Below are 13,915 nucleotides of genomic sequence, written 5' to 3'. Positions count from 1 at the left end.
GTATCTATGCTTTCCTCTGCATCCAGTGCTTCCTTTGGAGGCAGTGTATAGCGTTCAATTTGGAACATGGTATCTTGACAAATATCCAGAATTAGCGCCTAAAAATGTTCATCTGGCGATAATGTCCTGCTTAATTTGCGCTATAATCTGGGGTCGCCCTGGATTTCCAGTGGAATGGGTGGTGCTCATGGACGACAACTACCTCGATTCGATCTTCGAGAAGTATCTCCACGCCAAGAAGATATTCAAGAACAAGGAAGTGCTCAGGCATAGCTACACTCCCAAGGAGCTTCCTCACAGGCGCGAGCAGATAGAGGAGCTGGCTCACATTCTAGTTCCCGTTCTGCGCGGTGAGACGCCTTCAAACGTTTTCGTGTACGGGAAGACTGGAACGGGTAAGACCGTCACCATAAAGTTCGTCACAGAGGAGCTGAAAAAGATATCCGACAAGTATCGGATTCCCGTCGATGTCATCTACATAAACTGCGAGATAGTGGATACCCAGTACCGCGTTCTGGCCAACATCGTGAACTATTTCAAAGACGAGAGTGGTGTGGAGGTTCCTCTCGTCGGCTGGCCGACAGACGAGGTTTACGCGAGACTGAAGGAGGTTATAGATGCGCGTGAGCGCTTCGTCATAATAGTCCTGGACGAGATTGACAAGCTCATCAAGAAGAGCGGCGACGACATACTCTACTCCCTCACGAGGATAAATACCGAGCTGTCCAGGGCCAAGGTTAGCATAATCGGCATCTCCAACGACCTAAAGTTCAAGGAGTACCTCGACGCACGTGTTCTCTCGAGCCTGAGTGAGGAGGAGGTTGTCTTTCCGCCTTACGACGCCAACCAGCTCAGGGATATTCTCCTCCAGCGTGCCAAAGATGCCTTCAACGAGGGCGTTCTCGACGACGGTGTCGTTCCCCTCTGTGCCGCCCTGGCGGCTCGCGAGCATGGTGATGCGAGAAGGGCCCTTGACCTGCTCCGCGTTGCGGGTGAGATAGCGGAGCGCGAGGGGGCTAGTAAAGTAACGGAGAGGCACGTCTGGAAGGCCCAGGAGAAGATAGAACAGGACACGATGGAGGAGGTCATAAAAACCCTTCCCCTCCACTCGAAGGTTCTCCTCTACGCCATCGTTCTCCTCGACGAGAACGGCGAGTTGCCTGCCAACACCGGCGACGTTTACTCGGTTTACATGTCCCTCTGCGACCACATAGACCTCGAGCCCCTCACCCAGAGGCGCGTCAGCGATCTGATAAACGAGCTCGACATGCTCGGCATCATCAACGCCAAGGTCGTCAGTAAGGGCCGCTACGGCAGGACGAAAGAGATACGGCTCAACGTAACACCTTATAAGGTGAAGAACATATACCGCCACGACCCGCAGCTCCAGACCCTGCTCACGATTAGCATGTCCCGCCAGAGGAGGCTGCTCTGATGGGCCTGATAGAGGACTTAATGACAAACCGCTATCTAATAACTCCTTCCGCCTACTATCTTCTCGCCGACGGCTATAAGAGGGACTTCACGCTCGCCGAGCTGATAAAGTTTGCCAAGGCTAGGGGAACCTTTGTAATAGACTCCTCCATCGCAAGGGAGTTCCTCGAGATGAAAGGGGGCGTTCCATTGGAAGTTCCCTCTCCCTCTGAGTCCCAGCAGTTCGCCGAAACTGGTGAGGGAATCTTGGAGGATTCTGGTGGTGTGGTTGAATATCGGGAAGAACAATCCCATTCTGTGGATTCGGCCGGTGATAGTGCTTCGTTGTCAGAGATCAGTGACGTCGGGGAAGATTCGGCCGATAGGTCAGGCACGTTGATTTCCACTGGAAATGCCGAAGAAGTCCTCCCCAAAACACCTTCCTTTTCACAATTGGAGCAAGAAAAACCCCACTTCTTCGGGGGGGAGAGTCCTATTTCCACTGGAACTTCGGTCAGCGAGACCTCCAGTGATGAATCCGGTGAGGGTGTGGCCGAGGTTTCTGGAGAGGTGCTTCCAGTGGAAGATGTCCGGACTGAAAACAGTTCCACCGAATCTGACGTCCTCCTAGAGGATAATCCTTTGGAGAATAGCTCCCAAGGCCCCCTTGTTGCTGAAAATGAGTATGCCAACGGGAGCGACTACGGGGACAGTGAGGAGTATTATGAGAACGGCAATGGGGTCAAGCCGAAGATCGTTTACGGTGACTACGGGGTTCCAATAGCCTACGTTGGAGATGAGGTGCTGGAGGAAGAAAAGAGCTACTCGGTTTACCGCGACGTTGTGATAACCCCGAGGGAGGGGTTCGTTTACCGGGCTAGGGAGATCCCTGACGACTGGGAGCTGGTCTTCGACGTCAAGGACGTGAAGTTCGAGGTCCCCAAGGTGAAGAGCGCCGCGAGCAAGGAAGGGGAGATAATAGTCAAGGTGTATGCTGACTACTTCAAGAGTCGGCTGAGGAAGATGCGCCGGATCCTCCGCGAGAACCCAGAGCTCGGAAGCGTCATAGACATCGGCAAGCTGAGCTACGTGGGCGGCGATGAGGAGGTAACCATAATAGGCCTCATCAACAGCAAGAAGGAAACGGCCAAGGGCTTCATGTTCGAGGTCGAGGACAACACGGGGATAATCAAGGTCTTCATAAACCGCAACAACGAGGAGAGCAGGAAGTTCTTCCAGATAATGCCCGACTCTGTCGTTGCCTTCCGTGGCCGCTATTCCAGAAGGGGTCTCTTCTTCGCTGACAAGATATTCCTCCCAGACGTCCCCAAGTTCAAGCGTGAGAAGCCCCCGTTGGAGGAGAAGGTTTACGCGATCCTCTTGAGCGATATCCACGTTGGCTCTAACAAGTTCTGCGAGAAGGCCTTTGAAAGGTTCCTCGAGTGGCTCAACGGTGAGGTGAACAACAGGAAGGAAGAGGAGCTGGTCAGTAGGATAAAGTACATGATAATCGCCGGCGACGTGGTTGATGGGATAGGCATCTATCCCGGCCAGTACAACGAGCTGGCGATTCCCGATATCTTTGACCAGTATGAGGCCCTAACGAACCTTCTCCGCAACGTTCCGGATCACATAACCACCTTCATCGGCCCTGGCAACCACGATGCCGCTAGAACGGCCCTGCCTCAGCCGGGCTTCTACGACGAATACGCCCGTCCACTGAAGAGGCTAAAGAACGCGGTCATAATAAGCAACCCCGCCGTGATAAGGCTCCACGGCAGGGACTTCCTCATAGCTCACGGTAGGGGCATAGAAGACGTCGTCACCGCTCTCCCGAACAGGAGCCACCACAGGCCTGCGGAGGCGATGCTTGACCTGCTGAAGCTCCGCCACCTCGCACCGACCTTCGGCGAGAAGGTTCCCATAGCGCCTGACCCCGAGGATACGCTCGTCATAGAGTCGGTTCCAGACCTCTTCCAGGCCGGCCACGTCCACGTCATGGAGTACAGGATTTACAACGGCGTCTTCCTGATAAACACCGGCACCTGGCAGGCCCAGACGGAGTTCCAGAAGATGGTGAACATCGTGCCGACCCCTGCGAGGGTCCCGATAATAGACGTTGAGACCGCCCGTCTCCGCGCCGTCGTGAGGTTCGACCAGTTCTGCGAGGGGGTTTGAATGGGGGAGGAGCTGTACTCACCTGAAATGAAGGCCTACTTCGAATCCCTCCAGCGCGAGATTGACAGGGCCTACGAGGTTGCGAGAAAGGCCCGCGCTCAGGGAAAAGACCCGAGCCTTGAAGTTGAAGTGCCCCAGGCCACGGACATGGCCGGCCGTGTGGAAAGCCTTGTGGGCCCACCGGGCGTTGCCGAGAGAATAAGAGAGCTAGTCAGGGAGTACGGTAAGGAGCTGGCCGCGCTAAAGGTGGTAGATGAAATCATCGAGGGTAAGTTTGGCGACCTTGGGGGCAAGGAGAAGTACGCTGAGCAGGCCGTCAGAACGGCTTTGGCGATCCTAACAGAGGGCATCGTCTCGGCTCCCCTTGAGGGAATAGCTGACGTTAAGATCAAGCGCAACGAGTGGGAGGACAACAGCGAGTACCTGGCGCTCTACTACGCGGGACCGATAAGGAGCTCCGGCGGAACGGCCCAGGCTTTAAGCGTTCTCGTCGGCGACTACGTGAGGAAGAAGCTCGGCCTCGACCGCTTCAAGCCCAGCGAGAAGCACATAGAGAGAATGGTCGAGGAGATAGACCTCTACCACCGCGCCGTCACGCGCCTGCAGTACCACCCCGAGGCCGACGAGGTAAGGCTTGCCATGAGGAACATTCCCATCGAGATCACTGGTGAAGAAACGGATAAAGTCGAGGTTTCCCACCGCGACGTTCCCGGCGTTGAAACCAACCACCTGCGCGGTGGAGCTATTCTCGTTCTGGCCGAGGGCGTCCTCCAGAAGGCGAAGAAGCTCGTCAAGTACATAGATAAGATGGGTGTGGACGGCTGGGACTGGATAAAGGAGTTCGTCGAGGCCAAGGAGAAGGGCAAGAAGGCGGAGGATTCCAAACCTGGAGAATCCAAGGCTGAGGATTCCGGCGCCAGGGAGGAAGTTGCCGAAAAAGTTGAGAAGGGCTTCTACTACGAGCTCTACGAGCGCTTTAGGGCCAACATAGCCCCAAACAAGAAGTACACGAAGGAGATAATCGGTGGGAGGCCGCTCTTTGCCGAGCCATCAACCAACGGCGGGTTCAGGCTCAGATACGGTCGCTCCCGCGTCAGCGGGTTCGCCACCTGGAGCGTGAACCCAGCGACGATGCTCATCCTCGACGAGTTCATAGCGATTGGAACCCAGATGAAGACCGAGAGGCCTGGCAAGGGCTGTATTGTAACGCCTGCAACCACCGTCGAGGGACCGATAGTAAAGCTCAGGGACGGGAGCGTGGTGAGGGTAGACGACTACCAAACGGCCCTCAGAATCAGGGACAAAATCGAGGAGATACTCTACGTTGGCGATGCCCTTGTGAACTTCGGAGACTTCGTCGAGAACAACCAGACGCTCCTGCCTGCCAACTACGCCGAGGAATGGTGGGTTCAGGAGTTCGTCAAAGCCATAGCGGAGACCTACGAGGTCGAGCTTAAGCCCTTCTCCGACAACCCGCGCGAGGCCATCGAGGAGGCGGCGGAATACATTGAGCTCGACCCAGATTTCCTGGAGAAGCTCCTCAAGGACCCCCTCCGCGTGAGGCCGAGCGTCGAGGAGGCGGTGCACATCTCAAAGGTTCTCGACGTTCCCCTTCACCCGTACTACACCCTCTACTGGAACACGCTGGAGCCGGAGGAGGTTGAGGAGCTCCAGAGGGCCCTTGTGGGTGCCCAAATCGAGTGGGACGAGTTCAGAAAGCTCAAGTTCGCGAGGAAGGTAGTCCTCGACAGCGATCCAAAGATAAAGCGCCACCTTGAACTGCTCGGCCTCCCCCACAGGCTTGAGCGGACCGAGGACAGGAAAAAGGTCATCGTGATAGACTACCCCTGGAGTGCAGCTCTGCTCACACCCCTGGGCAACCTCGAGTGGGAGTTCAAGGCCAAGCCCCTCTTCACGGTCATCGACATCATCAACGAGAACAACGGGATCAAGCTCCGCGACAGGGGAATCAGCTGGATCGGCGCTCGTATGGGCAGGCCGGAGAAGGCCAAGGAGAGGAAGATGAAACCGCCGGTGCAGGTTCTCTTCCCCATAGGCCTCGCCGGTGGAAGCTCGCGCGACATAAAGAAGGCCGCCGAGGAGGGAAAGGTCACCAGCGTGGAGATAGCCTTCTTCAAGTGCCCGGAGTGCGGCCACACCGGGCCTGAGCACATCTGCCCGCGCTGTGGGACACGGAAGGAGCTTCTCTGGCACTGCGCCAAGTGCAACGTTGATTACTCGCAGGGTGAGGCCGAGAACTTTGACTTCCGCTGTCCGAAGTGCGGAACCGAGCTTAAGCCATACGCGAGGAGAACCATAAAGCCCTCCGAGCTTCTCCGCGCCGCGATGGAGAACGTCAAGGTCTACGGCATCGACAGGCTCAAGGGCGTCCAGGGTATGACCTCCGGCTTTAAGATGGCAGAACCGCTTGAGAAGGGCCTCCTCCGTGCCAAGAACGACGTCTACGTCTTTAAAGATGGCACCATTCGCTTCGACGCCACCGATGCCCCCATAACCCACTTCAAGCCGAGGGAAATTGGAACGAGCGTTGAAAAATTGAGGGAGCTCGGCTACACCCACGACTTCGAGGGCAAGCCCTTAGAGAGGGACGACCAGATAGTCGAGCTTAAAGTTCAGGACGTCATACTGCCCTACGAGGCTGGGAGGTATCTCCTCAAGGTGGCTCGCTTCATAGACGACCTCCTTGAGAAGTTCTACGGCTTGCCAAGGTTCTACAACGCCGAGAAGATGGAGGACCTCGTCGGGCACCTCGTTATAGGTTTGGCCCCGCACACCTCGGCCGGAATCATCGGCAGAATAATCGGCTTTTCGGACGTTCTCGTTGGCTACGCTCACCCCTACTACCACGCCGCCAAGAGAAGGAACTGCTTCCCCGGCGACACGAGGATTCTCGTTCAAATAGACGGCAAGCCTGCCAGGATAACGCTCCGCGAGCTTTACGAGCTGTTCAATGACGAAAGCTACGAGAACATGGTCTACGTGAGGAGGAAGCCGAAGAGAGACGTTAAGGTCTACTCCTTCGACCTCAAGAGCGGGAGGGTCGTCCTTACCGACATCGAGGACGTCATAAAGGCGCCGAGCACGGACCACCTCATTCGCTTCGAACTCGAACTGGGAAGGAGCTTTGAGACGACCGTCGATCACCCGGTTCTGGTTTACGAGGACGGAAGGTTCGTGGAGAAGAGGGCCTTTGAGGTGAAGGGAGGCGACAGAATACTCGTTCCCAAGCTTGAGTTTGAAGAGGTGGATATTGAACGCTTCGACTTGCTCAAGGCCTTCTCAGATGAGCGGTTCGCGGACATATGGGATATCATCATGGTCCGTGGACTCTCCGAGTGGCTGTCTTCACTTAGGGTGGAAGTTAATGGGGACTACCTTCGCAGGGACTCTCTACCGCTGGGAGAGCTTTTGAGAATCCTAAAAGAAAATGGGCTTTCGTTCGAAGACGTCCCAGACTGCTGGCTGGCTTTCAAGCGCGATAAGGTTAGAATAAAGAGGTTTGCTCCGATAAAACAGCTGATGCGCGTCCTTGGCTATTATCTTGCTGAAGGCTACGCGAGGAAGAGCGACAGCGTTTACCAGATAAGCTTCTCCATAGCTGACGAGGAAGTGCGCGAGGACCTCAAGAGGGCACTGAGAGCTGCCTTTGGGGATGGCTTTGGAATCTACGAGCGCGGAGAAAAGGTGACCGTTGGCTCCCGCGTTCTCTATCTGCTCTTCACTGAGGTTCTCGGTGCGGGAGCGAACGCCCACACAAAGCGCGTTCCTTCAATTGTTTACACCCTTCCCAAAGATGTGGTTGCAGAGATGCTAAGGGCATACTTTGAGGGGGACGGAAGTGCACTCAGCACAGTTCCGAGGGTGGTGGCCTACAGCGTTAATAAGGCCCTCCTTGAGGATATTGAAACACTACTGCTTTCAAAGTTTGGAATCAGGGGTTACTATACCGTCGATAAGAATGCCAACAGGGGAAACGCCCGTGGCAGGCTCTATCACGTTGAACGCGGAAACGAAGTTCCTGTTTCCACGGTCTATGCGTTGAATATTGCGGGTGAGCACTACCACATGTTCTTTAGAGAAATCGGATTCATTAGTGAGCGCAAGAATTCCGTTTATTCGCTTCATTCGGTCAAAACGAACAACAAGGACAGATACTCATACGGGATAGGTTGGGTTGTCAAAGTTAAGCGCGTCGAATACCTCAAACCCAAAGACGACTTTGTGTTCTCACTAAACGCTAAGACATATCATAACGTTCTAATAAATGAAAATATTGTAACACACCAATGCGACGGCGACGAGGATGCTGTCATGTTGCTCCTCGATGCACTGCTCAACTTCAGCAAGTACTACCTGCCCGAGAAGCGCGGCGGTAAAATGGACGCGCCGTTGGTCGTTACCACACGCCTCGACCCGCGCGAGGTGGACAGTGAGGTTCACAACATGGACGTGGTTCGCTACTATCCCCTTGAATTCTACAGCGCCACCTACGAGATGAAATCGCCCAAGGAGATAAAGTTCATCGAGCGCGTCGAGGACCGCCTCGGAAGGCCGGAGATGTACGAAGGCCTGAAGTTCACCCACGACACCGATGACATCGGCCTCGGCCCGAAGATGAGCCTGTACAAACAGCTCGGCGATATGGTCGAGAAGGTGGAGCGCCAGCTCGCCCTCGCTGAGCGCATCCGCGCGGTGGACGAGCACCACGTTGCTGAAACCATCATCAACTCCCACCTCGTCCCCGACCTGAGGGGCAACCTGAGGAGCTTCACCCGTCAGGAGTTCCGCTGCGTCAAGTGCAACACGAAGTACCGCAGACCGCCCCTCACCGGCAAGTGCCCGAAGTGCGGCGGTAAGATAGTCCTCACCGTCAGCAAGGGCGCCATAGAGAAGTACCTGCCAACCGCGAAGATGCTCGTTACGAAGTACAGCGTCCTCGACTACACGAGGCAGAGGATATGCCTGACCGAGAAGGACATCAAGAGCCTCTTCGAGAACGTCTTTCCGGAGAGGCAGAGGACGCTCATGGGATTCTCCGCCGATGTATGCGAGAAGATGATAAAGGCCAGAACGGGTAAATCCAACGGTCGGAACGGCTACCTCGACGAGCTGAAGGCCAACGGGAAGCTCAAGAAAAAGGCCGAAACGTCAAAGGCCGGGACAAAAACTGAAAAGAAGTCCAAAAAAGCCGATAAGAAAACAAAACCCTCCGAGGGTCTGGAAAAGGCCGTCAGGAAGGAGAAGTCAAAGATGAAGAAGCCCAAGAAGGGCATCAGCCTCGACGAGTTCTTTGGCTCTTAGCGTTAATCATATATATTATTACGCCGCTTTTTCTTTGATGTTGAATCAATTTAAACTGCTCCCCAGCGTCGCGTACCTCAGGGTTCAAAGGCAGGTCTTCATCGGCTACTCTATGCCCCTGGCCGGCTGGGTAGGTGAGTATCTGGTAAACTATGGAAAGCTCCCAAGGCCCAACTTCCTCGGGAGGGCCTTTGGTAAGCTGGGCTTTCGCCTGGCCGGTGAAGAGAGGGATGAGCGCTATATTACCCAGTTCTTCACGAAGGGGAGCGTTTCGGTAAGCGCGAGCTGGGACGTTGAAAGGGAAAGCCTGTTCCTCCAGCTCATTCCCCTCCGCTCAAGGCTCTCACGCGGTCTTACGGTTAGGGCGGAGCACATCGAGTTCTACGACCAGTACGTGGTGAGCATAGAGCCTGCCGGGAAGCTCCCGCCAGGAATAAGGGGCATCGGGATTAAAGCGCTCATCCTTGAGGACTTTTACCCGGTCGAGGTTCCTTACTGGGGGCTTTTGCACGAGGACTGGGAGAGCGAGCTGAACCTGCTCGTTATGAAGGACGAGGTTTACGATAGGCTGAGCCGCGAGGAGTACCGCTGTCCGGTCTGCTTTTCCCCGCTCCACGAGGAGAACGGCGTCCTAAAGTGCACCCACTGCGGCTTCACATACGCGCCGGAGCACGACTTCGAGAGGGTCATCGAGGAGTTCAGCGTGGAGGAGTTCGCTTTCTAGGAAGCTTTTGGAAAAAGCTTCACCAAAAGCACGTAGCTCACCCTCTAAAAGACCATAATACAAGGATTTTGCACTCAGAAGGCTCGTTTTCTCAAGGAGAACACGTTTAAACAGACCTTTACACGGGGTTTGCTCTCTTTTGACGCCCTTCGGGCGTCGATTTTAAAGTTAAACCCCTATCAAGGAGCAACTTGAAAAGTTCTCTCACTTGAAACAACCGTTCGGGTAGAAAATCACTCAGACTTTAGCCTTTTAAAAGGAGCTACGAACCTTGGTCAAACTTCGCGCAGGCGAAGTTTGTGTGGTAGCCCCGCCGGGATTCGAACCCGGGTCGCGGGATCCAAAGTCCCGCATGCTTGGCCGCTACACCACGGGGCTGCCCGATAGAAAAGCCGAGTCTCAGCTTATAAATCTTAAGTCCTGTTTGCGGTAGAAAAGTGAGAAAAGGCTCAGAGAATCAGAGACACTAGATCCCTTATCGCCTTCTCCGGGTCCTTGGCCTTGGTTACTCCGCTTGCGAGAAGAACGCCGACGCTTCCGAGCTCAAGGGCCTTCTTGACGTCCTCGCCGGTGCTTATTCCCGCGCCCGTGAGAACCTTCACGTCTGGATTGACTCTTTTAACCAGCTCGACCGTGTTGGTTATGACCTCGGGCTTCGCCTTGCTGACAGGGATCCCAGTTCCGATGAGCTCGGGCGGCTCTACCGCCACGTAGTCCGGGCCGAGTGCCGCCACCGCCGCTGAAACGGCCGGGTTGTTGGAGCAGACCATCGTCATTAGCCCAACTTCCTCGGCGCGCCTTATGGCCGCCTCAAGATCCGCCAGGACCATTCTGTTCTCGGAGTGGTTGAGGAGCGTTCCCACCGCTCCTGCCTCCTTCACCGCCTCGGGCAGAACGTGGCCGGTGTGGCTTCCGGGCTTTATCGGGTCGATGTGCTGGGCAAAGACCGGAATCTCGACCTCCTGGGCTATCCGGTAGAGGTCTGCCAGCTGTGGCGCAACGACGATGGTTATGCCGGTCTCCTTCCACACCCTCTCTGCCGCCTTGGCTATCCTTAAAGCCCCTTCACCCGTCGCCTGGGCGTAGGTCTTGAAGTTTATCGCTATGATCGGCTCCCTCAGCTTCGCCATGGGTATCACCGTAGGTGTTATGTCTTTGTGCCTTAAACGCCTTTCCCTTCGGAGTTTCGTTTCCACTGGAGAGGGGCCTTCCAAAGGGGTCTATCAGGCCGGCCCGTATGAGGGACGAGCTGATCTTGGGGCCGAGGGAACTTTTCACGAGGCCTATGGTGACTATCTCAAGCGGCCTCAGCCCGTTCTCCTCCCGCGCGCGGTTCACTATGAGTGCACCCTTGTAGGTCTCCTCGCTGACCACGATTGCTTCAAGGCTTTTCATCTTATCGGCAAAGCCTATCGCAGTCTGTATCTTGATAACGCGGTAGTTGGAGTAGCCGTTCACCTCGAAGAACTTGATCAAATCCTTCAGGCGAATTTCGTAGGGGAGTATCTTTTCGGCGTAGGGCTTCTCGCGTATCATCTCGTCCGAGGTGAGGCCGACGTAAACGTATTCTCCCACCTCAAAGGCCTTCCTCAGCAGGGCCTTGTGGCCGAGGTGGAGCCTGTCAAAGGTTCCGCCCACAACGACCTTTTGGTATTTTCTCTTCATGAAGATGCCTTAGGTGGCTGAACCAATAAGCTTTTTTATCGCCTGGAGAGATTTCCGTGGAGGTGATTGAATGCGGAAGCTCGCGGTTCTGATTCTCACGGTTCTTCTCATCGCCCCCACGGTGGGACTCGCGTCGGCCGCCGATGACCCCCAGCCTCTCTTTGACATCGACTTCGTCATCAAGGCCTCCCCCGCGCAGGTGAACGGCTCGGAGGTGTGGCTGGCCACCTTCAAGGTTCACGCCGTCCTGAAGGACCCTGCCTACAGGGCTTACTTCGAGGGTCTAGCCGCCAACAACAGCACGATGGCGGAGGAGGAGTTCAGGGACTTCGTCCGCCAGCTGATTTACGAGAACCTCAAGGACAACTTTGAAAAGCGCTTCGAGGCCGCGAACATCTCGAGCACGATATACCTGCCCGAGGGTGGTCCGGTTCGCGTTCTCGACAACTGGTCTGCTTCTGTTACATTTGTGGTTTCCAACTTCCTCGTGAGCGACGATGGGAAGGTCCTCAGGTGTCCCCTCTCCGGCCCGATGGACTTCGTCTTCAAGGGACACGTATTCGACTACAGCTGGAAAAAGATGACCCTGATACTGCCCAAGGACTATGAGGTGAAGAACCTGGCTCCGAAACCCGACGACTTCACCGATGGTGTGGCCATATGGACAGACGGTGATTATATACCGCTGATCGAGCTTTACACCCCGGTTTACACCTTCGTCAGGTTCCTGAACTCGACCCACAAGACGATAGAGATGAGGTATGATCCGGGCGAGGGGTACGTTCAGTTCAACGCGACCTTCACCGGGGCAAACGCCAGTGAGAGCACCCTGAACTACCTAATCAAGAGCTTCCGGGGCACGATGGACGTCATCAGCATCGATTCCCTGCAGAAGAACGGTAGCATCGTGGTGATTGGAATCGCCAGGCCGGAGGTATCTTACAGGGAAACCTCCAACGAGAAGATCTGGCAGGCTGTTTTGAAGCTCCCCGGGAGGTTTGATGAGATCCATGTGTACGGCGGTACCTACCAGCTCGCACCGGATAACACGGTCATCATAACCGTGACGGAGAAAAAGCAGAACTATCTGCCCTACCTCTGGGGTGGGCTGGTGCTGGCGCTGGTGGCTGGAATTGTGGTCTACAAGAAGCGTCGCTCGTCTGGAAGGCCAGCTGGGGACGGAGAAGGAACGTCCCCCGAAACTGGGGGAGAATCCGCTCCGGAGGAGGAAAGCGGGGGTGAGTGAATGGACTTCTTCTTTTATCCATCAAGCGTCGCCGTGTTCGGGTCATTCAAAGAGGGGGCCATAGCGTATGAAATCCTGAGAAACATCGTTGAGGGTGGCTTTGAGGGGAGAATAGTACCTGTCAACCCGAAGGGCGGAACCGTCGAGGTCGCAGGGAGAACCCTCCAAATCCACGAGAGGCTCAATGAGCCGGTCGATACCGCCATAATCGCGGTTCCGGCTAGGATAGTGCCCGATCTCATCGATGAAATCGGCCCCCTCATCAAGGGTGCCGTGGTGATAAGCGCCGGCTTCTCCGAGGTTGGGAACGAGGGGCTGGAGCGCGAGCTGGTTGAGAGGGCGAGAAGGCACGGCGTTCGCCTGATAGGCCCGAACTGCGCCGGCATCTTCGGCGTCCACGGGAAGTTCTTCGGCTCCTTCGAGGTTCGGGTCAGGCCAGGGGGCTTAGCGCTCATCAGCCAGAGCGGGGCCTTCGGGGGGGCAGCTTTGGCGATGGGCAACGACGAGGGAATAGGCTTTTCGGCCTTTGTAAGCTACGGAAACGCCGCCGATTTAAACGAGAGCGACTTCCTGGAGTACTTTGCCGACGACCGGAACACGAAGGCCATCGCCCTCTACATCGAGGGCGTCAAGGACGGGAGGCGCTTCCTCAAGGCACTCCGCTACGCGAGTGCCAGAAAACCGGTGATAATCCTTAAGGCGGGGAAGAGCGCTGGCGGTGCCAGGGCGGCCGCTTCCCACACGGGCTCGCTCGCAGGTTCCTACGAAATCTACCGCGCGGCCTTCAAGCAGGCCGGGGCCATAGAGGTCGAGGAGATGGAAGAACTGTTCGATGCGGCTAAGGCCTTCGAGATGTATTCAACTGCCGGAAAGCGGGTGGCCGTCATCACCAACTCCGGCGGACCGGGCGTTCTGGCAACGGACAAGCTCGAGAGGCTCGGCCTCCAGATTGCGGAGCTGAGCGATGAGACCGTCGAGGAGCTTCGCTCCTTCCTCCCGCCCCAGTGCTCGGTGAGGAACCCGATAGACCTCATAGCCGACGCCGACTACGGGCGCTACAAGAGAACCATTGAGGTGGTCTGCAAAGACGGGAACGTCGATTCCATCCTCGTCATCTGCGTGCCCCCCATCTTCATACCGAGCGAGGAGATAGCCAAAGCCGTCATCGACGCCAACTGCGCCAAGCCTGTTGTGGTCAACTTCATGGCCGGCGAGCTGGTCCGGGAAGGCGTAAAGCTCCTTGAGGAGCACGGCGTAAAGAACTTCCCCACGCCGGAGCGCGCGGCTAAAGCTCTGAGGTGGCTATCCCTCCGCTGATCCCTGCCGGTGCATTGCCCGGCAACCTTTTTATATCCAACTTCAGAGCG

Annotated in this window: 7 protein-coding genes, 1 tRNA gene and 1 pseudogene; 6 read left to right on the top strand and 3 right to left on the bottom strand. The window is 56.0% G+C overall.

Annotated features, from left to right (window positions below):
- The first annotated feature begins 187 nt into the window (after positions 1-187).
- The 4 genes from E3E27_RS09030 to E3E27_RS09015 are packed head-to-tail and all read left to right on the top strand — an operon-like array spanning position 188 to position 9,637.
- The gene (locus E3E27_RS09030; RefSeq protein WP_014788896.1) at positions 188-1,435 is read left to right on the top strand and encodes an ORC1-type DNA replication protein; all 1,248 of its coding nucleotides are present in this window, start codon (positions 188-190) and stop codon (positions 1,433-1,435) included.
- A complete protein-coding gene (locus E3E27_RS09025; protein WP_167774301.1) occupies positions 1,435-3,591 on the top strand; it encodes a DNA-directed DNA polymerase II small subunit in 2,157 nt (718 codons plus the stop codon). The genes E3E27_RS09030 and E3E27_RS09025 overlap by 1 nt, the downstream gene beginning before the upstream one ends.
- Positions 3,592-8,913, top strand: coding sequence for a DNA-directed DNA polymerase II large subunit (locus E3E27_RS09020; RefSeq protein ID WP_167774300.1), 5,322 nt, complete (start codon positions 3,592-3,594; stop codon positions 8,911-8,913).
- Between the two features lie 37 nt (positions 8,914-8,950).
- Positions 8,951-9,637 (top strand): hypothetical protein, encoded by a 687-nt coding sequence (locus tag E3E27_RS09015; protein ID WP_167774299.1) that lies wholly within the window; start codon positions 8,951-8,953, stop codon positions 9,635-9,637.
- Positions 9,638-9,939: 302 nt separating this feature from the next.
- Here E3E27_RS09015 and E3E27_RS09010 read toward each other — a convergent pair.
- The 3 genes and pseudogenes from E3E27_RS09010 to coaD all read right to left on the bottom strand — a co-directional run.
- A tRNA-Gln gene (locus E3E27_RS09010) sits at positions 9,940-10,015 on the bottom strand.
- Between the two features lie 71 nt (positions 10,016-10,086).
- Positions 10,087-10,767, bottom strand: coding sequence for a triose-phosphate isomerase (tpiA, locus tag E3E27_RS09005; protein WP_167774401.1), 681 nt, complete (start codon positions 10,765-10,767; stop codon positions 10,087-10,089).
- A 70-nt stretch (positions 10,768-10,837) separates the two neighbouring features.
- A pseudogene (gene coaD / locus E3E27_RS09000) lies at positions 10,838-11,302 on the bottom strand (phosphopantetheine adenylyltransferase); the annotation flags it as partial.
- 70 nt (positions 11,303-11,372) lie between these two features.
- On the opposite strand from coaD, the gene E3E27_RS08995 reads away from it, so the two are divergent.
- The gene (locus tag E3E27_RS08995; protein ID WP_167774297.1) at positions 11,373-12,548 is read left to right on the top strand and encodes a hypothetical protein; all 1,176 of its coding nucleotides are present in this window, start codon (positions 11,373-11,375) and stop codon (positions 12,546-12,548) included.
- Positions 12,549-13,865: an acetate--CoA ligase family protein gene (locus E3E27_RS08990; protein ID WP_167774296.1), complete on the top strand. Its 1,317-nt coding sequence runs from the start codon at positions 12,549-12,551 to the stop codon at positions 13,863-13,865.
- Positions 13,866-13,915 lie beyond the last annotated feature (50 nt).

Origin of the sequence: Thermococcus sp. MV11 (assembly GCF_012027285.1) — an archaeon.
In the GTDB taxonomy this organism is placed as follows: Archaea; Methanobacteriota_B; Thermococci; order Thermococcales; family Thermococcaceae; genus Thermococcus; species Thermococcus cleftensis.
This window is presented reverse-complemented; position numbering and strand designations above follow the sequence as displayed.

Excerpts from the sequence above, each read along its gene's own strand:
- E3E27_RS09025 (WP_167774301.1), top strand. The coding sequence starts at position 1,435 with ATGGGCCTGATAGAGGACTTAATGACAAACCGCTATCTAATAACTCCT.
- E3E27_RS08995 (WP_167774297.1), top strand. The coding sequence starts at position 11,373 with ATGCGGAAGCTCGCGGTTCTGATTCTCACGGTTCTTCTCATCGCCCCC.
- E3E27_RS09020 (WP_167774300.1), top strand. The coding sequence starts at position 3,592 with ATGGGGGAGGAGCTGTACTCACCTGAAATGAAGGCCTACTTCGAATCC.
- tpiA (WP_167774401.1), bottom strand. The coding sequence starts at position 10,767 with ATGGCGAAGCTGAGGGAGCCGATCATAGCGATAAACTTCAAGACCTAC.
- E3E27_RS09015 (WP_167774299.1), top strand. The coding sequence starts at position 8,951 with ATGTTGAATCAATTTAAACTGCTCCCCAGCGTCGCGTACCTCAGGGTT.
- E3E27_RS08990 (WP_167774296.1), top strand. The coding sequence starts at position 12,549 with ATGGACTTCTTCTTTTATCCATCAAGCGTCGCCGTGTTCGGGTCATTC.
- E3E27_RS09030 (WP_014788896.1), top strand. The coding sequence starts at position 188 with ATGGACGACAACTACCTCGATTCGATCTTCGAGAAGTATCTCCACGCC.